The sequence below is a fragment of the Pseudomonas sp. FG1 genome (assembly GCF_034313875.1).
In the GTDB taxonomy this organism is placed as follows: domain Bacteria; phylum Pseudomonadota; class Gammaproteobacteria; order Pseudomonadales; family Pseudomonadaceae; genus Aquipseudomonas; species Aquipseudomonas veronii.
The window spans coordinates 1,552,097-1,571,691 of sequence record NZ_JAVIWP010000001.1 but is presented as its reverse complement, the minus strand read 5'-3'; the positions used below and the strand labels follow the sequence as shown (position 1 = coordinate 1,571,691).

General features: G+C 60.5%; 17 protein-coding genes. 12 read left to right on the top strand and 5 right to left on the bottom strand.

The window, feature by feature from the left end; genetic code table 11:
• Positions 1–643: 643 nt before the first annotated feature.
• The gene (locus RGV59_RS07345) at positions 644–1,213 is read right to left on the bottom strand and encodes a TetR/AcrR family transcriptional regulator (protein ID WP_126587332.1); all 570 of its coding nucleotides are present in this window, start codon (positions 1,211–1,213) and stop codon (positions 644–646) included.
• 146 nt (positions 1,214–1,359) lie between these two features.
• Here RGV59_RS07345 and RGV59_RS07340 point away from each other — a divergent pair, with 146 nt between their 5' ends.
• From RGV59_RS07340 to RGV59_RS07305, 8 genes are all read left to right on the top strand, one after another.
• A complete protein-coding gene (locus RGV59_RS07340; RefSeq protein ID WP_126587338.1) occupies positions 1,360–2,460 on the top strand; it encodes an alkene reductase in 1,101 nt (366 codons plus the stop codon).
• 67 nt (positions 2,461–2,527) lie between these two features.
• Complete coding sequence (locus tag RGV59_RS07335) at positions 2,528–3,316, top strand: SDR family NAD(P)-dependent oxidoreductase (protein ID WP_126587333.1); 789 nt, start codon at positions 2,528–2,530, stop codon at positions 3,314–3,316.
• Positions 3,317–3,363: 47 nt separating this feature from the next.
• Complete coding sequence (locus RGV59_RS07330) at positions 3,364–4,233, top strand: alpha/beta fold hydrolase (RefSeq protein WP_126587334.1); 870 nt, start codon at positions 3,364–3,366, stop codon at positions 4,231–4,233.
• Positions 4,234–4,301: 68 nt separating this feature from the next.
• Positions 4,302–5,300: an NADP-dependent oxidoreductase gene (locus RGV59_RS07325; protein WP_104904116.1), complete on the top strand. Its 999-nt coding sequence runs from the start codon at positions 4,302–4,304 to the stop codon at positions 5,298–5,300.
• Positions 5,301–5,639: 339 nt separating this feature from the next.
• Complete coding sequence (locus RGV59_RS07320; RefSeq protein ID WP_126587335.1) at positions 5,640–6,983, top strand: CHASE2 domain-containing protein; 1,344 nt, start codon at positions 5,640–5,642, stop codon at positions 6,981–6,983.
• Positions 6,984–7,020: 37 nt separating this feature from the next.
• A complete protein-coding gene (locus RGV59_RS07315) occupies positions 7,021–7,386 on the top strand; it encodes a hypothetical protein (protein ID WP_017848541.1) in 366 nt (121 codons plus the stop codon).
• 13 nt (positions 7,387–7,399) lie between these two features.
• A complete protein-coding gene (locus tag RGV59_RS07310) occupies positions 7,400–8,977 on the top strand; it encodes a M48 family metallopeptidase (RefSeq protein WP_126587336.1) in 1,578 nt (525 codons plus the stop codon).
• 136 nt (positions 8,978–9,113) lie between these two features.
• The gene (locus RGV59_RS07305; protein WP_126587337.1) at positions 9,114–9,452 is read left to right on the top strand and encodes a hypothetical protein; all 339 of its coding nucleotides are present in this window, start codon (positions 9,114–9,116) and stop codon (positions 9,450–9,452) included.
• Between the two features lie 138 nt (positions 9,453–9,590).
• On the opposite strand, the gene RGV59_RS07300 is transcribed toward RGV59_RS07305, so the two are convergent.
• The 4 genes from RGV59_RS07300 to RGV59_RS07285 form a co-directional block, all read right to left on the bottom strand.
• Positions 9,591–10,877, bottom strand: a complete 1,287-nt coding sequence (locus tag RGV59_RS07300) for an OprD family porin (RefSeq protein ID WP_017848545.1) — start codon at positions 10,875–10,877, stop codon at positions 9,591–9,593.
• A 587-nt stretch (positions 10,878–11,464) separates the two neighbouring features.
• Positions 11,465–11,680, bottom strand: coding sequence for a hypothetical protein (locus tag RGV59_RS07295; protein ID WP_017848546.1), 216 nt, complete (start codon positions 11,678–11,680; stop codon positions 11,465–11,467).
• Positions 11,681–11,914: 234 nt separating this feature from the next.
• Entirely contained in the window at positions 11,915–13,021 is a 1,107-nt protein-coding gene (aguA, locus tag RGV59_RS07290; RefSeq protein ID WP_126585930.1) for an agmatine deiminase, read from the bottom strand.
• A gap of 120 nt (positions 13,022–13,141) precedes the next feature.
• Positions 13,142–16,051, bottom strand: a complete 2,910-nt coding sequence (locus RGV59_RS07285) for an aminotransferase (RefSeq protein WP_126585931.1) — start codon at positions 16,049–16,051, stop codon at positions 13,142–13,144.
• Between the two features lie 152 nt (positions 16,052–16,203).
• Between RGV59_RS07285 and rfbB the strand changes: the two genes are divergently transcribed.
• From rfbB to rfbD, 4 genes are read left to right on the top strand one after another with little or no spacing between them, the layout of a single operon-like run.
• A complete protein-coding gene (gene rfbB, locus RGV59_RS07280) occupies positions 16,204–17,286 on the top strand; it encodes a dTDP-glucose 4,6-dehydratase (protein ID WP_046385036.1) in 1,083 nt (360 codons plus the stop codon).
• Positions 17,283–18,158: a glucose-1-phosphate thymidylyltransferase RfbA gene (gene rfbA / locus RGV59_RS07275; protein ID WP_046488739.1), complete on the top strand. Its 876-nt coding sequence runs from the start codon at positions 17,283–17,285 to the stop codon at positions 18,156–18,158. The genes rfbB and rfbA overlap by 4 nt, the downstream gene beginning before the upstream one ends.
• On the top strand, positions 18,155–18,700 hold the full coding sequence (gene rfbC, locus RGV59_RS07270) for a dTDP-4-dehydrorhamnose 3,5-epimerase (RefSeq protein ID WP_046385038.1): 546 nt from the start codon (positions 18,155–18,157) through the stop codon (positions 18,698–18,700). Before rfbA ends, rfbC begins: the two co-directional genes overlap by 4 nt.
• A complete protein-coding gene (gene rfbD, locus RGV59_RS07265; RefSeq protein WP_126585932.1) occupies positions 18,697–19,566 on the top strand; it encodes a dTDP-4-dehydrorhamnose reductase in 870 nt (289 codons plus the stop codon). The genes rfbC and rfbD overlap by 4 nt, the downstream gene beginning before the upstream one ends.
• Positions 19,567–19,595 lie beyond the last annotated feature (29 nt).

Sequence of the window (19,595 nt, the reverse complement as noted above, 5' to 3'; positions counted from 1 at the left end):
TCACAACGCTTGAAATATAGCTGTTGAGTCCGTGGCCTGCCACCGCAAGCCGCTGCAATTCCGCGACCATACCGGGCCCTTGACGATTGGAGACATAATCGTAGGTTCTATTGGTTCTGAAGCAAATTATACGGTAATCGACCCTGCCCAATTCATATGCCACACGTTTAACTGACCGCTGAGATTTTTGTAACGCTCCATGTTTCTCAACCGCTAGCTGGCAAGTCGCCGGCACCAACTTTAGGCGCTGGCTGAATCCCAATCAATACGAGTAGCGCGGCGGCGAAAAGGCCCATTTCTAAACCGCGGCTTTCACTAATGCTTAGTAGATGAAGGGAGCCATCAGGGGACAATCGTCAGCAATTTGATGTGTGAGCGCAAATCCCGAGTTCGATTCCACCGAACGCCATAACTAGCTGATTTATTTATAGTTACTAGTTGGGGTACGCCGAATTTTCCACCATAATCCAGACACCCGGAAAACCTGGCCTCCCCGAAATGTACCGTTCGTCTGGTGCCACCATACAAAACATAGCCCCCGCAGAAATGCGAGGGCTTTGTTGTTTCAGCGGTGAACGGGCGTTTACTGAGGGGAGAGTAGTGAGCGAACAAGTCCTGCCCCCCAAAACCATCACCCCCCCAACTACTCCGACAACGACTCGATCATCTGCCCATGACACACCGCCAAAATCTCATCCGCCAGCGCCGAGTCGTCAGGGCAGGCGCGCGATAGCGTGATCGCGCCGACCGCGCGCGCCAGCAGGTCGATCATTTTCTGCCTTGCCTCACCCGGCGCCGCATCCGGGCCGGTCGGGTATTTTTCGCCGAGCGTTTGCAGCATGTGCTCGATGCCTTCAGCGAATGCCGATTTCAAGTCGCCCGATTGACGCGCTGCGTCACCGCACAGCGCTGCCATGGTGCAACCCGTGGCGCGTCTGTCGCGATGCTCCCTGGAGACGTACAGATCGATGAAGTCCTTCACGCTCAATGCTTCGGCGTTGGCCAGTGAGTGCGCAAGGCTGTTGGCCGAGGCTTCGGCCATCAGGTCGGCCTTTGAGCCGAAATGTTTGTAGAAACCGCCATGGGTGAAACCGGCGGCGGCCATCAGGTCGGCCACGCCGACTCCGTCAAAGCCGCGCTCGCGAAACACGACTGACGCCGTTTCGACGATGTGCTCCCGATTTGCCTGGGCCTGAGCCTTGGACACTCGCATGTTCGATACCTCTCTACCGCTGAAATTCATCGGCTGATGATACATAGATGTCGACCATAATCAAAACCGTTGACAGTTTAGATTTCGATCATCATCCTAATCGCAAGCAAGATGACCATTTACCAACGGGCACGGAACACACACCCATGAGCGACTTGAACCTGTTTACCCCCTACACACTGGGCGCTCTGACGCTGTCGAACCGCGTGGTTCTCGCGCCACTGACGCGCAATCGCGCCGGAAAGGGTTTTGTACCGAGTGAGTTTGCTGCGGCCTATTACAGCCAACGGGCCAGTGCGGGGTTGCTGATTTCCGAAGCCTCGCAGATCTCCCAGCAGGGGCAGGGCTATCAGGACACGCCAGGTATTTACACATCGGCTCAGATAGAGGGATGGCGCAAGGTGACCGATGCCGTACACGCCAAGGGCGGGAAGATTTTCCTGCAGCTGTGGCATGTGGGCCGTGTTTCCCACGTGGATCTGCAACCGCACGGCGCGGCGCCGGTAGGCCCTTCCGCGCTGCGTGCCGCGACCAAGGTGTTCGTCAACAATCGCTTCGAGGACGTTTCCGAGCCGCGCGCGCTGGAAATTGACGAGCTCCCAGGCATCGTCAACGATTTCCGCCAAGCGGCGGCAAACGCCATTGCGGCAGGCTTCGACGGCGTGGAAATCCACGGTGCAAACGGCTATTTGCTGGATCAGTTCATCAAGGACGGCGCCAACCTGCGCACCGATGCCTACGGCGGCTCGATCGCAAACCGTGCGCGCCTGCTGCTGGAAGTGACGGCCGCGGTAGCCGCCGAGATTGGTGCTGATCGCACCGGTATTCGCCTTTCGCCGGTCTCGCCGGCCAATGGGGTATCGAGCACTGATCCGCAGGCTCAGTTCGATTACATCGTCGATCAACTCAATGCCCTGGACATCGTTTATCTGCACGTCGTCGAAGGCGCAACCGGTGGGCCACGCGACGTAGCGCCCTTTGATTTCGACGCCTTGCGCCAGCGCTTCAAGAACACTTACATCGCCAACAACGGCTATGACCTGGACCTGGCCACCGCACGCCTTGCGCATGACAGGGCCGACCTGATCGCCTTTGGTCGCCCGTTTATCGCCAACCCCGATCTGGTGGAGCGGCTCAAGACCGCTGCGCCGCTGTCCGCCTTCGACCCCTCCACGCTCTACGGCGGCGGCGCGGCGGGATACATCGACTACCCAACGCTTGCCGAATCCAGCACCCGCGCGAACTGAGCACTGGCTGATCGAGCCCGGTTTTTATTCGTGCATCAATCCATGTTCCCGATAAAGAGCTGACATCATGACGACTTACCCTACCGTTCTCATCACTGGCGCTTCCACTGGCATCGGCGCGGTTTACGCCGAGCGTTTTGCCCAACGCGGGCATGATCTGGTGTTGGTTGCCCGCGACCACGCGCGCCTGGAAACGCTCGCCGCAAAGTTGCGTGGCGAACACAACGTCGCCGTTGAAGTGCTTGCGGCCGACCTGACTCAACTCAGCGACCTGCACACCGTCGAAGCGCGCCTGCGGGACGACGCTCGCATCGGCATCCTCGTCAACAATGCCGGTGCCGCGCAGTCCGGCAGCTTCATCGAGCAAAGCACCGACAGCGTGGCGCAGCTGGTGGCCCTCAACACCACGGCGCTGGTGCGACTCGCCAGCGCCATCGCGCCACGCCTGGCCAAAGCCGGTGCAGGCGCGATCATCAACATCGGTTCGGTGGTGGGCCTGGCGCCTGAGTTTGGTATGTCGGTCTATGGGGCGACCAAGGCGTTTGTGCTGTTCCTTTCCCAAGGCCTGAGCCTGGAGCTTTCGCCTCAGGGTGTTTATGTGCAGGCCGTATTGCCCGCGGCCACCCGCACGGAGATCTGGGATCGCGCCGGTATCGACATCAACACCTTGAGCGAAGTCATGGAAGTGGCTGACCTGGTCGATGCCGCACTGGTCGGCTTCGATCGCCGCGAACCGGTGACCATTCCGCCGCTGCAAGAAGGCGAGCGCTGGGATGCCCTGCAAACCGCACGTCAGGGTCTTTTGTCGCAGATCAGACAGTCCGTCGTGGCGCCGCGTTATTTGACTGAAGTCTGAACCCTGTCGAGCAGGTCGGCCTCGCTCCACAATCGCACGGAATAAACATGACTCTTTTGGCTAGCAGCAATCATCCCGGTTCGCCGTCGTCATTTATCCACGCGGCGAACCAGTCGGTTCTGGTGGGCGGGATACCTTTTGCCTACCGCGATCTGGGCCCCAGAACGCAGGTCCCGCTGGTCATGTTCAACCATTGGGGGGCAGTGCTGGATAACTTTGACCCCAGGATCATTGACGGTCTGGCGAAAAACCGGCGTGTCATCACCACCGATTACCGTGGTATCGGTGGCTCGGGTGGCGCCGCGCCGTTGACCGTCGGTGAAATGGCTGACGATGGCATCGGTTTTATCCGTGCGTTGGGTTTGGACAAGGTGGACCTGCTCGGCTTTTCACTCGGCGGCTTCGTCGCTCAAGACATCGCCCTGAAAGCCCCCGAACGCGTGCGCCGGCTGATCCTCACCGGAACCGGACCGGCCGGCGGCACAGGCATCGACAACGTCGGCTCGGTGACCTGGCCGTTGATGCTCAAGGGTCTGCTGACCCTACGCGATCCCAAGTTCTACCTATTCTTTACCGGCACGGCCAACGGACAACGCGCCGCGGCCGAGTATTTGCAACGGCTGAAAGAACGCCAGCAAGACCGGGACAAAGGCCCGACACCCCGTGCGTTTTTTCGGCAATTAAAAGCCATTACTGCGTGGGGCAGGCAGGCGCCGCAAGACCTCGGGCGCTTGCAGATGCCGACGCTGATCGCCAACGGCGACAACGACATCATGGTGCCCACGGTCAACTCGCTTGAGCTGGCAAAGCGAATCCCTGACGCGCAACTGGTCATTTACCCGGACGCCGGGCATGGCAGCATTTTCCAGCACCCTGGCGATTTCGTGAGCAAGGCCTTGGCGTTCCTCGACGCCTGAACGTCTCATCGCATCAACGTTGCCGGGGCCGCGCCCCGTTCTCATTCCACCGACAAGAGCGTTGCAACATGAAGGCATTTTTTATCGACCGCTACGGCAAGCAGAACGGACTGCTTGGCGAAGTGCCCGACCCTGCGGTCGGTGTGCATGACGTTCTGATCCAGGTACATGCAACGAGCGTGAACCCGTTGGACTCGAAGATCAGAACCGGCGAATTCAAACTGATCCTGCCTTATACATTTCCATTGGTCTTGGGCAACGACCTGGCGGGGGTGGTCGTTCGCACAGGTTCGGCGGTGACGCGGTTCAACCCGGGAGACGAAGTCTATGCACGCCCTCCCGAGGATCGCATTGGCACGTTTGCCGAACTGATCGCCGTGAACGAAAACGCACTCGCGCTGAAACCCTCGAACCTGGACATGGCCGAAGCGGCGTCCGTCCCCTTGGCCGCCTTGACGGCCTGGCAGGCGCTGGTTGAGACCGCCCAGCTGAAAAAAGGCCAGAAGGTGTTGATTCATGCCGGCTCCGGCGGTGTCGGCACGTTTGCCATCCAGCTCGCCAAACACCTCGGCGCTTTTGTTGCGACCACCACCAGCACGGCGAATGTCGAATGGGTGAAGGCGCTCGGGGCGGATGTGGTCATCGACTACAAGAAGCATGACTTTGCGAGCGAATTACACGATTTCGACGTGGTATTGAACAGCCAGGGCAAGGATGTGCTGATGAAATCGGTGGAGGTTCTCAAACCCGGTGGACAGCTCATCTCCCTCTCCGGGCCACCGACGGCCGCCTTTGCCCAAGCGCAAGGCTTGTCCTGGATGCTGCGACAAGTCATGCGCCTGCTGAGCAACGGTATTCGTAGAAAAGCCCGCAAGCACGGGGTGAACTATGCATTTCTGTTTATGCGGGCCAGCGGCGTACAACTGCAAAAAATCAGCTCGCTTATCGAAGCTGGCGTCATCAAACCGGTCATCGATCGTTCCTTCCCTTTTGAATCGACGGCAGAGGCGTTGCGCTACGTCGAGCAGGGCAGGTCAAAAGGCAAAGTCATCATCACTCTCCAATAAGCGCACTCCAACAATATGTCAGTCGATAACGCGCACGCCGCCAAGTATCAGCCCCCAGCGCCTGAACCAGAGGAACCGCCACCGCACACACAGGCGCCGTTGCAACCGCAAGTCGTACCTGTGGAAGCGCCGATAATCATTTGGCGTAGCTTGATGCTTGAGCAGTAACGGGAAAGGGTCGCCGAAAGATGAGCCTTTTTGTTTGTGCCTGCTCACGATGTTTCAGGTTGCGCCGGCAATTCACACACAGAATATGGCATTTCGCCACCTTTCCAATTGACACCCCCTCCCCACCACGTTAAAAACCCTGTCTTGCTGCTGCCTTTTATCGAGACATGGATGTTGTCGCCCCCCCCGCTGTTCAAATACCGCCGCTATTGGCTGGCGGCCCTCATCGTGCTGCTGGCGATCCTCGATCCTTTCGGCCTGGCCAGTTCCAGCGACAAGGCGTCGGCGCAGTGGCTCAACCGGATGTTCGCCAGCCACTACGCCCATGAAGGGCAGCAGCGGGTGGCGGTGGTGTTGATCGATGACGCGTACCTGATGCGCAACGCCACCTCCTGGCCGATGCCCTATGGCGAGCAGAGCAAGTTGTTCAAGCGCTTGCTGGCGTTCAAACCCAAGGCGGTGTTTGTCGACTTGCTCTACAGCCATGACCACTCTTTCGGCGACCCGGCACGGGGCAGTCAGTTATTGGCGAATGTGTTCGAGCGCTATCAACGCCAGGGCATTCCGTTGTGGCTGGCCAATACCGGGGTGGAGCGGGGTGAGGCAGGCCAGGCCAATACGCTGGCACCGTTTGTCGAGGTCAGCCGCCCGGGCCTGGTGGCATGGGATGGAGTCGATGACAAGTACCCGCTGGCGGTGAATACGCCCATAGGCCTGATGGAAACACCGGCCCTGGCGCTGTACCGCGCATTCTGTGGGACACAGGCCTGCCCGTCGCCGCCGGTTGACGCCCAAAACGCCGCACGCCGGCAACCGATCGCGGTGCAATGGGGGCTGAAGCTGGCACCGGAGCAGGCGCGGATCGCCGACGTGCGCCACTGCGCACCGGCGCGGCATTTTTTGCTGGATGGCCTGGCGCAGTTGCTTCAGGCGGTGTTCTGGAAACTCGATGGCTCGGAGCAGGCACGCTGCCCTTATACGCTGACGTTGGCGGCGAGCGACCTGGAAGTCAGCGACCCGGACGACCAAGCCCTGGTCGCCGAGTTGCTGCGCGACCGTCTGGTCCTGGTCGGGGCCAATATCACCTCGACGGGTGATCTGGTGGAGTCGCCGGTACACGGCCAGCTACCTGGCGTTTATCTGCATGCCATGGCCCTCGACAACCTGATCAATGCGGGCATGGACTATGACCATGAGCCTGCCAATTTCCCTGGCCTGCCCTTTAATTGGCTGGACCTGCTAGAACTGGGCCTGCTGGCGTTGATTGCCGTGCTCAAGGCGCTGCACGCGCGGCGGCTGGCGGGTCAGCGCACCTGGAGCCGGTGGCGGCGCCAGGAAATCTGGTTTTTTTCTTCGCCGTGCCCGTCATGGCTGCTGGTGATGTCGGTGCTCGTCTCGGTGAGTGTGCTGCTGAGCGTCAGCCACATCACGCCGGTGAACGTGTTGGGCATTGTTTTGCTGTCGTTGGTGCTGTTCAGCGAACGGATCGAAGCCTTCTTCGATCGCGATCGTTGAGCGCGTCGCTTTGTCATTTGACTCAAGGAATCCAAGGATGAACAGAAGTCTGATCGTCGTGCTCGTTGCACTCTTCACCCAGGGTGCCTGGGCGGAAACCCACAGCATCAAGGCGTTTCTGGCCGACCCGGTGGCGGTGCTGGATGAGCAGGGTAAACAACAGCGCGAGCTGCCGAAAAAAGACGCGCCGACTCAACCCGTCCCCGTGTTGCAGTACAACAAGGCGCTGGATCTGGTGCAGGTTGAGCTGGCGGGTCAGAAGGTCTGGCTGGACACCATGGACCTGCGCATCGAACCGCCACTCAATGTGGTCGACCTGCCCTGCCAGGGCCTGACCAAGAGCCAGACCAAAGACAGCCGCAACAACTCCACCATCGGTTTTGGTGCGGGCTGCAATCAATAAAAGGAGCGGTGCGGTGAAGGGATCTCTATTGGCAGCCAGCTTACTGGCCAGCACGGTACTCAGTGGTTGCGCGACATTGAAGGGCGCCGACCAGGCGTTCCTGAACCTGGTGGGTCCGTCGACCCAATCCAGGGTCCAGGGCCACTACGTGGATAACACCGACGTGCGCCAGTACTACAAGCTCGACCCGCAACGCCAGAGCCAGCAGCGCTTGAGCTATGACGGGCGCGCCTTACCGGCGGCCGAAGCACGCCAGCAGAACCTGGTGGATATCCCGATGCTGCAGGTGTATCTGCAGGGGATTGTCACGCGCCTGTCCAAAGGTTGGCCGGGGGAGTTGCCGGCCTTGCAGGTGAAAATCACCGACAGCTACAGCTTCGGGCCCTCGGCGGACCCTTACGGCAATGTGTTCGTGCCGCTGGGCATGCTGGACAACGTCGGCAGCGAAGATGAAATCGCTGCAATGCTCGGCCACGAAATGAGCCACGTTCTGCTGCATCACCATGACCGCATGGCGGCCTTCCAGCAGCAGAAAGAGATGTTCACCACAGTGGCCTCCACCGTGGCCTTGGCCACCATGGCCGCCGATACCGGCGTGGACCGCAGTTCCGGCACGATGAAGCTGTTCAGCAAAGACCCCGCCGGCACCCAGAAAACCATCGGCAACACCGTGCTCTACACCACGTTGGCCAACACGTTTTCCGACCATGTGTGGAGCACCGCGTGGGGCCGCACCCAGGAAGACCAGGCCGACCTGCTCGGCACCGACTTGATGATCCGCGCCGGTTACGCGCCCCGTGCCGCCACCCATAGCCTGGAGCGCCTCAACGACTTCCAGGGCAAACAGAAACCGTTGCTCAGCGGCTTCCTGACCGCGCGCAAGAACGCCATGCAGGATTCGCTGCAGCAGTTCAATCTCAACCGCTTCACCCAGGAGCTGGACGTGCTGGTCAAAGATGGGCTGACCACCAGCATTTCCGCGACCACCCAGTATTTCAATCGCTCCCACATGTCGGCGATGGATCGCGACACCGAGTTGCGCCAGTACCTGCAGCGCGAGTACCGCCAGGAGCGCCGCGCGCGCATCAACCCCGAGAGCTGGGCGAAGATCAAAAGTACGCCACAAGTGGCCAAGGCCATGCAGGGCTACAAGGACGCCTACTTCGCCAACGACGCCCTGGAGAAAAACAAGCTGCCTGCGGCCGACGGGTTTATCCGCAAGGCCCTGGCCTCGCCGGTCAAGGACCAGCCAAGCATCCGGCGCACGGCGTATACCGTGCGCCTGGCCCAGGGCAACAGCGGCGAAGCCTTGAAAGAGTTGCAGGCCATCAAGGACTGGAGCCTGGCCGGCCCGTCGACCTATGACCTGATGATCAGCTACCACCTCAAGCGCGGCGACGGGCAATCGGCACTGGCGATGATCGACAAGGCCGAACGCAACCTGGGCTCGGAAGAGCTGTTCATCACCGAGAAGTTGCTGGCCAACCAGCAACTGCAGAACGCGCAGCAGGTGCAAACCGTGCTGCGCAAGTGCGAGCAATACCCGACCCGCAAGGCAAACTGCAAGAAACTGGCGCCAGCTAAAGCCTGAGGCTGACGATTTAGCCTACAGAGCCCTCCTCCTTCCCGCGGCGCTTTTTCCTAACGCCCGGGAAGACCGCTCCTCTCGCCCACCCCACCTGTTCTTCGGTATAAACGTTCGCTTTCTGCGTTGCGAACGGACTCCCATGAACGCCATAAAACTGCTTTTCCTGCTGATCATTTTTCCCTTGCTGCTGGCCGGCGTTGGAACATGGCAATTGCAGCGCGCCACCGAGGGCGCGCGGGTTCCCGAGCAAGCCCAAGCCTATGTCAACGTGCTGATCGGCGTGGTCGCGCTGGCCGGTACGCAATGGGCGGGGCGGCGCGCGCAACAGTCGCGAGAACAGTTGCTGCAGGTATTTTCCCTGGGCAGCCGGTTGTTGCCCTACGTGCTGGTAAGCCAGGTGGTGGCGATGGCGAGGTGCTGTTGCAGATGGCGCAGTTGTGCATCGACAACAAGAGGATCGAACCCTATGAAGGCCTGACGCTGATGACCGACTACGTCAACGCATCCCTCGCCCGCAAGATTCTGCAAAACCGGCAGGACTGAACCCGCGACATAAAAAAACCCCGAACCAGTCGGGGTTTTTTATCGCCTGCAATCAGGCGCGACGCCGGATCAATTAGAAAACGTTGATCGGGTAGTCGGCGAACAGGCGGAATTCGTTACCGCCTACGTTGTACTTGTCAGCGTTGTTGGAAACGCGCAACCACGAGGCACGAGCACGCAGGCTCAGGTCTTTGGCTGGGCCGCTCTGGACGATGTACTTGAACTGGTTAAAGATTTCACGCTCGGTGCCATCGCCACGGCCACTGCCGTCGTCGATGTTGGTACCGCGCACGTAAGCCACGTTGTAGGTCAAGCCAGGTACACCGAAGGTAGCGAAGTCGATGCCGTAGGCCGCTTGCCACGAACGCTCGTCCTTGCCGTTGAAGTCGGACCAGTAGGAGTTGGCCAGCAGGATGGTGTTGCCGCCGTCGCCGATGCCGCCATCGTTGCGGTAGCCGCCGTACAGGTAGCCGGTGTCGCCGGTGCTGCGCTGGTGAGCGACGGTGAAGCTGTGCGGACCAACAGCCCACGTGGCGCCCAGGCTCCAGATTTTGTTGTCGCGCGCGTCTGCATCACCTTGGTTTTCCAGGGCGAAGCTGCGATCCAGCTTGGTCTTGTAGCCGTTGAAGTCAAACGTCAGCGACTGCTTTTCCGGCAGGGCCAGTACGTAGTTGACGTTGACGTATTGCTTCTTCAGCACGTCCTGCATGTCGGAGGCGTACAGCGCTGCCGACAGGCTTTCGGTGAATTTGTAGCTACCACCGATGTAATCGATGCTTTTCAGACGGCCGCTGTCGGTACCTTCAGCGCTCTTACGCGCTTCCTTGGTGAAGTGACCCGCGTCCAGTTGCAGACCTTCGATCTCTTTGGAAACGATCGAGGTACCGGTGTAGGTTTCCGACAACAGACGAGAGTTGTCGTAAGCCAGCACGGGCACGTTCGGGAACTGGTCGCCGTACTTGAGCACAGTGTTGGACAGGCGGAACTTCACCGCCGCGCCGCCTTTGGCCAGGTCGTTGGCGGCAGAGCCGCTGTCGCCTTGCTTGAAGAAGTCGATACCGCCCGCGCCGCTGCGGCCTTTACCGCCGTCCAGGCGAATGGCGTATTGGCCAATCACGTCCACACCGACACCGACGGTGCCTTGGGTGAAACCGGACTCGAACTTGCCGATGAAGCCTTGGCCCCATTCGGCTTTGTCTTGCTTGCCGTTCTTGTAGTCACGGCTGATGTAAGCGTTACGTGCGGCGATGTTCAGGTGGCTGTCTTCAACGAAACCCTTGGATTGCTCCTGGTCGTTTGCCATGGCTGTCGATGCGCTCAAAATCCCCAGAGCGATCAGACTCATCCGTTGTTTCAACATTTCTTATATTCCTTATTACTGGTTGAGTACGCGCTATGACACCAGGCTCCATATTGCTGTTTTGGTGTCGACTTTTTCCGAAAAAAACAAAGCCCGCGGACGACTGAACTGCCGCGGGCCTTTTCTTATTGGTTAAGTCATGGCTGTTAGCCACAGGCGTTGGACGCAATGCTAGTCTCGCGTTGAACTATGTGTCAATTTCGCGAATCGTCTGTATTTAGGCAAAAAAATTCTAAGCCACGGCCTACAGCGCTTTGGCCATCGCCTGGAAGTCTTATCCATACAGAAAAAATACGGACTCACTAACATATTTTATAAGTCGAACGCGTGGGAACAGGCATGCACCCAAATGCAAATAATTGTCATTATTCTCAAGTAAGGTCTTATGCGCTTAAGCGAACCATGTGACGCAGATTCAGCCCGAAGATCTGTCGTCACATCATGGTGAGGGGAACCTGCCGTTTCTGAGACTGAACCGACTTTAAATGAGAGCCTGCTCGCGACAGGTATAGCTCAATCACTTATTCAGTGAAGGGCACACCGCAATAGCGAACATGTTCCCTCGCCGATGGTTGATCGGCGAGTTCTCAGTTATTCATCAATTCGCACAATGCGTGCATTTCTTCGTCGCTGAACAAGCCTGCCGGGTAGCGCTCACTCATCACACTGAATAAATCAGGCGGCTGCCTGACCTGCCGTGAGCCATGTGCCTTCAACCAGAGCGCCAGCGCATGGATTTCGTCACTGTTGACTCGCACGGGGTGGAACGTGCGCGTGTGCATCAAGTTGATATCGACATTCATTTCAGCGCTCTCTCCTACTGCATGAGCGGCTAACTTACTCAAGGTTTATGACAGAACTGCGCAGTCATCACCGTGGGCCACTGTGACAATACCAATACAAGAGCTATGCCAATGTGCAGTATTTATAGGCAGTTGGACACAAAAAAGCCCACGGCCTTACGGGGCCGCGGGCTTGCTGTGAACGCTAGAACCGAGTGGCGCTCGGTCGTCGCTCCGACGTTGTTACAACCGCACTCAATTTTTCTGCGGGGCAGGCTGTTGTTGGGTCAGGCAATGGATATTGCCCCCACCCAGTAACAGTTCGCGGCCCGGCACCATCACCACTTCGTGCTGCGGGAACAGGTTCTGCAGGATTTCACGGGCCCGGTTGTCCAGCGGGTCGTCGAAGCTCGGCGCGATGATGCCGCCGTTGACGATCAGGAAGTTGACGTAGGAACCGGCCAGACGCACGGAAGGGTTGCGCTCCTGGCTGCCGTCCATCGGGTCCACACCCGCGCACTCTGCTTCGGTGGCATAAAGCGGCCCCGGAATCGGCATTTTATGCACTGTGAACGAGCGGCCCCGGGCATCGGTGCTGCTTTGCAGCACGTCCATGGCGGCGTGGCAGCGTGAGTAGTTCGGGTCTTGCGGGTCGTCGGTCCAAGCCAGCAGCACTTCGCCCGGGCGTACATAGCAGCAGAAGTTATCCACATGGCCGTCGGTTTCGTCGTTGAACAGGCCGTCTGGCAACCAGATGATCTTATCCACAGCCAGGTTGGCGCTCAGCACCGCCTCGATGGCTGCACGGTCGAGATGCGGGTTGCGATTGCGGTTGAGCAGGCATTCTTCGGTGGTGATCAGGGTGCCTTCGCCGTCGACATGAATCGAGCCGCCTTCCAGCACAAACCCTTCGGTGCGGTAGCGCGGCGCACGCTCGATCTCGAGGATCTTGCCGCCGACCTGCGCGTCACGGTTCCACGGCGCATACAGACCGCCGTCAAAACCGCCCCAGGCGTTGAAATCCCAGTTTACGCCGCGCACTTCGCCACGGTTGTCGATCACGAAAGTCGGGCCGGTGTCGCGCACCCAGGCGTCGTCGCTGGACATTTCCACCACGCGGATATTGGGCACGTCGAGGCGGGCACGGGCGTTTTCGTACTGGCCGGCGGAAACCGCCACGGTGACCGGCTCGAAACGCGCGATAGCCTTGGCCACCGCCACGTGCGCGGCCTGCGCCGGCTTGCCACCCAGGCGCCAGTTGTCCGGGCGCTCGGGCCAGATCATCCAGGCCTGGGTCTGTGGCGCCCATTCGGCAGGCATATGAAAGCCATCGGCGCGAGGTGTGCTGTGCAGGGTGGTCATGGCGATCAGGGCTCCGAAAGGGTGAAGGCCGACTTTATAACCGATAAAAATCGGCCTTAAAAGCATAAAAACAATATAGCCGATAAATATGACAGCATTTAACCGATAACAATCGATTATTTATAGCTGTTCATCCAGCACCTTCGACAGCATGTCGACAAAGAAATCCACACTGCGTCTGGAGGTGACCATCGGCGGCTTGATCTTGAGAATATTCAGGTAATCACCGGTCGGCTGCATGAAAATCCCCAGCTCACGCAAGCGGTCGCACAGCAGTGTGGTCTCTTCGGTGGCGGGTTCCAGGGTATGCCGGTCGCGCACCAGCTCCAGGCCCAGATAGAAGCCGGACCCATGAACCGCGCCGACCAACGGGTGACGGTCGATCAGGGCTTCCAGCCGCGTCTTGAAATGCGCGCCGACCACTTGGGCGTTTTCCCAGAGCTTTTCTTCCTCCATCACATCCAGCACCGCCATGCCGATCCGGCAACTGACCGGGCTGCCCCCCGAAGACGAGAAGAAATACCCCTCGGCCTCCAGCGCCTCGGCAATCTCGCGACGGGTGATCACCGCCCCCAACGGCTGACCGTTGCCCATGCCCTTGGCCATGGTAATGATATCGGGCACCACGCCCTGCTCTTCAAAGCCCCAGAAGAAATGCCCCATGCGGCCATAACCCACCTGAACCTCATCGGCGATGCACACGCCACCTTGGGCGCGCACCAACGCATACACCTGCTGCAAATAGCCCGGCGGCAGGGAGATGCCCCCGGCATTGCCATACACCGGCTCACAGATGAAGCCGGCCAGTTGGCGCTGGCTAGCGGCGATTTTCGCCAGGTTGTGTTCCACACTTCGCACGTAATCCGGCGCGCTGTCCTGCCCGCGGAACTCGCCGCGATAGGTATTGGGCGCGGTCACCGGGTGGACCCAGTCCGGACGACTGCTCAGGGCCTTGGGGTTGTCGGCAATCGACGTGGACACCGCATCCGCCGCCACCGACCAACCGTGGTAGGCCTCCAGCACACTGAGCATGTCGCGCCCGCCGCTGTAGGCCCAGGCCAGGCGGATGGCCAGGTCATTGGCCTCGGTGCCGCTATTGACCAGGAAGACCCGGTCCATGCCGTCCGGCGCCAGCGCCAGCAAGCGCTCGGAGAATTCGGCAATCGCCGCATAGTGAAAGCGCGAGTTGGTGTTGAGCAGCGACCACTGCCGCGCTGCCACCGCTGCCATGCGGGGGTGACCATGGCCGAGCACGGCGACGTTGTTGAGCATGTCCAGATAGGAGCGCCCCTGCATGTCGATCAGATGGTTGCGCCAGCCTCGTTCGATGCGCGGCGGATCGACGTAATAGTGCTTCTGCGAGCGCGCGAAGCTGGCGTCGCGTCGCGCCAGCAGGGCTTGGGGGTCGAGCTCGGGTTCGGCATCGCAGGCCAGCCCCAGCAGCGCCGAGGGTGACGGGCATAGCGCTTGCCACGCCGACGCCCGGCTCGGCGTGCAGAACAGCGGTGGCTCAACGTCAGCGCGGCACCATTGCACGGTCAGGGGGGCATGGACCTCGCCCAGTATTTGCCCTTCCACCACCGCCGCTCCCGCGCTCAACGAGGTGCTTACGCCCCACAAGCGCAGGCTCAACGGACCATCCTGCACGCACAGCAAGCCATCGGCACCGACACGCAGCACCCCAGCGAAGGGCGCCTCCACCGCTGTACCGTGGGGCAGGTGCAACTCGACATGCAGCGGGAACGTCTGCGGCTCGGTGGCGCTGTCCGGGCAGGTGCGCGACAAACGGTATTGGCCGTAGCGACTGGCGGCCAACCCGTGAACCGCCGCAGCCTCGTCCAGTAAGCGCCGGTCAATCCCCGGCTGCTCCCAATTGCCCGCTTCGAAGTGTGGGCTGAGCACTCCCAGGTCGATCAGCGCGAACTCGCGTCCCACCAGCCCCGGCAAGAGCGGCGCGAACCCCTCGCTGGCGATCGGTGGCAGCGTCTGCCCGACACAGAGCAGGATCGCCGCCTCCATCAATTCAAACGGCACCGACGTTGCAACCTGGAAAATTTCCCACTCATGCTCGGCGTTTTTCAACAGGTAGTCGTTATCGGGGTCCAGGCGTTGCTGCTGTTCGCTGCTGAGCACCAGCACCGCCGCACGGGCGACGATCAGCGGCCATAGCGCCTGCAGTTCTTCGCGCTGCAACGGCGTAACGGCGTGACAGGCCTGGATTGCCGGCAAAATGGCAAAGGGATCGCCCTGGGCATGGTGCAACAGGGCGGCGCAGGTCACCGACAGGTCGGCGATGCGCCAGGTGTGTACCAGATCGCCAAAATCGATCACCCCCTGGATCTGCCAATGACGCAGGGCATCGCGCTGCCAGACCACATTGTCATCGGTAATGTCCATGTGTACCGCTTGCCACGGCAAGTGATCCGCCAGGGGCCGAATGCGCTCACCGACCTGCTCGGCGACTTGCTCCAATGCCGCGCGGTGGGGCAGGTCTGGCAGGGTCGCCAGCAGGTGGCTGATCAGTTCCTGCGCGTGGCGGGGGTCCCATTGCAGGGTCCGCTCCAGGCCCGGATGCGCAAAATCGGCCAGCGCCTGGCTCATCCGCCCGCACAAGTCACCGAAGCCTGCGATGACCTCGCGGCCCACGTGAGGCAGGTGGGTCAAGGGCTGGCCGTCGATGTAATCCAACAGCCGCAGGTGCAGGGTTTGCCCGTCGACGGTCACGGTCAGCAGGTCCTCACCGGTCAGGGCCTTGATGACTCGGGGGACGCGCAACCCGTCCTGCGCCTGCAAGGCGTGGAGCGCGGCGTGCTGGGCGTGCAATTCGACGGCGGCGTAGTCGCCCAGGCAGATTTTCAGAACAAAGCGGCCATGGTGGGTGTCGACGCTGTAGTTGAGGTCTTGTTGGCTGCCAAGTGATTGCAATGTGCCGCCAAGGCCATAATGCCGCTCAAGCAAGTGTGCAGCCTGATCGGGCCCCACTTGCGGGCAAGGCAGGCTGGTGCGATGGATCAACGTGGCAAGCAACATGATGAAGACCTCTGTTTTTATCAGGCGCCTATATCGCCATTGTTGATGGGGGTTAAGCAACCCCCCAACGTGCCGCGCTTGCACAGATCCGCGTCACAACTCAAGCTATGCCCCATTCGCTAAATGTCCGTCTAAGGAAAAGGCCCCCCGACATGCGTATTCTTATCACCGGTGGTGCCGGTTTCATCGGCTCTGCCCTGATCCGCCACCTGATTCAACACACCGAGCACGAAGTGCTCAACCTGGACAAACTGACCTACGCCGGCAACCTGGAGTCGCTGACCAGCATCGCGTCCAACAGCCGCTATGAGTTCGTCCAGGCCGATATCGTCGACCAGGCCACCGTCAGCGCCGTGCTCGCGCGCTTCGAGCCCCAGGCGATCATGCACCTGGCGGCCGAGTCCCACGTGGACCGTTCCATCGACGGCCCGTCGGATTTTATCCAGACCAACATTGTCGGCACCTACAGCCTGCTGGAAGCTGCCCGCGCGTATTGGCAAACGCTCGCAGAGCCGGCCAGGAGCGCGTTCCGCTTCCACCACATCTCCACCGACGAGGTGTACGGCGACCTGCACGGCGTGGACGATCTGTTCACTGAAACCACGCCCTACGCCCCCAGCTCGCCCTACTCGGCCAGCAAGGCCGCGTCCGACCACCTGGTTCGCGCCTGGCAGCGCACGTATGGCCTGCCGGTATTGCTGACCAACTGCTCGAACAACTACGGGCCGTTTCATTTCCCCGAGAAGCTGATCCCCCTGGTGATCCTCAACGCCCTCGCTGGCAAGCCGTTGCCAGTCTATGGCGACGGCTTGCAGGTCCGCGACTGGCTGTTCGTCGAAGACCACGCCCGTGCGTTGCTCAAGGTGGTGACCGAAGGCGTGGTCGGCGAGACCTACAACATCGGCGGCCACAACGAGCAGAAGAATATCGACGTGGTACGCAGCATCTGCGCCCTGCTGGAAGAGCTGGCGCCGCAACACCCGGCCGGTGTCGCGCACTTTGCCGACCTGATCACCTTCGTCAAGGACCGCCCCGGCCACGACCAGCGCTACGCCATCGACGCCAGCAAGATCGAACGCGAGTTGGGCTGGGTGCCGCAAGAAACCTTTGAAACCGGGCTGCGCAAAACCGTGCAGTGGTACCTCGATAACCTGGAATGGTGCCGCAGGGTCCAGGACGGCAGTTATCAGGGCGAACGATTGGGCAATACCGACATGAAGGATCTGATTGCATGACAAAGGGAATCGTATTGGCCGGCGGCTCCGGCACCCGTTTGCACCCCATCACCCTGGGCGTGTCCAAGCAACTGTTGCCGGTGTATGACAAGCCGATGATCTACTACCCGATCTCGGTGCTGATGCTCGCGGGAATCAAGGACATCCTGGTGATCTCCACGCCGGTGGACTTGCCGCAATACCGCAATCTGCTGGGGGATGGCAGCCAGTTCGGCGTGCGTTTCAGCTATGCGGAGCAGCCGTCGCCGGATGGTTTGGCTCAAGCCTTCATCATTGGCGAAGCATTCATCGGCGACGATCCGGTGTGCCTGATCCTGGGCGACAATATTTTCCATGGCCAACACTTCGGTGATCAACTGCGCACCGCGGCCGAGCGCCCGTCCGGGGCGACAGTATTCGGCTACTGGGTCAAGGACCCGGAGCGTTTTGGGGTGATCGACTTCGACAAGGAAGGCCGCGCCCTGTCCATCGAAGAAAAACCAGCCAAGCCCAAGTCGCCCTATGCCGTCACCGGCCTGTATTTCTACGATAACGACGTGATCAAGATCGCCAAGGCGGTCAAGCCCTCGCCCCGTGGCGAACTGGAGATCACCGACGTGAACAACGCTTACCTCAAGCGCGGCGACTTGCATGTGGAGCGTTTTGGACGTGGCTTTGCCTGGCTCGACACCGGCACCCACGACAGCCTGCTCGAAGCCTCGACCTATGTGCAGACCATCGAGCACCGCCAAGGGCTGAAAGTTGCCTGCCTTGAAGAGATCGCTTACGAGAATGGCTGGATCGATCGTGACCATCTGCTGGAACGCGCCAAGTACTTCGGCAAGACCGGTTATGGCCAATACCTGTACTCGCTGGCCGGAGAACACCCGTGAATGTAGTGCAAACCTCACTGCCCGGCGTACTGATCCTCGAACCGAAAGTGTTTGGTGATGAGCGCGGTTTTTTCTACGAAAGCTTCAATGCCCGTGCCTTTGAAGCGGCCACCGGGCTGCAGCGCGACTTCGTGCAGGACAACCACTCACGCTCGCAAAAAGGCGTGCTGCGGGGTCTGCACTATCAGCTTGAACATACCCAGGGCAAACTGGTGCGTGTCATTGCCGGCGAAGTACTCGACGTAGCCGTCGACATTCGTCGCAGCTCGCCGAACTTCGGTCAATGGGTCGGCGTGCGCCTGTCGGCACAGAACAACCGCCAACTGTGGGTGCCGGAAGGCTTCGCCCATGGTTTCGTGGTGTTGAGCGACTACGCAGAATTCCTCTACAAGACCACCGACTACTACCAACCGAGCGCCGAGCGTAGCATCCTCTGGAATGACCCTACGCTGGCCATCGACTGGGAACTGACCGAACCGCCGCAACTGTCCTCCAAGGACCAGGCCGGCAAACTGCTGATGGAAGCCGACCTGTTCCCATGAAGATCCTGATCACCGGCCAACACGGCCAACTCTCCCAAGAGCTGCAACAACGGCTCCTGGGCCTGGGCGAACTCATCGTGCTGGGCCGCGACAGGCTGGACCTGGCTCACGTCGACCAGATCCGCCAACAAGTGCGCGCCCATCGCCCCGACCTGATCATCAACGCCGCGGCCCACACCGCGGTCGATCAGGCCGAAAGCGAGCCGGACGCGGCCTTCGCGATCAATGCCACCGCGCCCGGCGTTCTCGCCGAAGAAGCCAAGGCCTTGGGCGTGCCGCTGATCCATTACTCCACCGACTACGTGTTCGACGGCAGTAAACCTGCGCCCTACACCGAAGCCGACACACCCAACCCGCTGGGCGTCTACGGCCAGAGCAAGCTCGCCGGTGAGCAGGCGATCGTGGCAGTCGGGGGCGAATACCTGATCCTGCGCACCAGTTGGGTTTACTCCCTTCACGGCAAGAACTTCCTGTTGACCATGCAGCGTCTGCTGCAAGAAAAACCGCAGATGCGGATCGTCGCCGACCAGATCGGCGCGCCGACCTGGGCCGGCACCATCGCCAACAGCACCCGCGCGTTGATCGAGCGCTGGCAGGCCGGGCAAGCGGGCGACTGGGGTGTCTATCACCTGACCGCCCAAGGCGAAACGTCGTGGTTCGGCTTCGCCCAGGCGATTGGCGAGCACCTGCGCGCCACAGGCAAACCCTGCGCCGACCTGGAAGCGATCCCGTCCAGCGCCTACCCGACGCCAGCCAGGCGCCCACTGAACTCGCGCCTCGATTGCAGCCGCCTGCAACAGCAGTGGCAGGTCAGCCAGCCACAGTGGCAAGACGCATTGCGCGAGTGTCTTGCACAGCAGCACTAGGCATAATGCGCCTGTACCCTCAGGCGCAT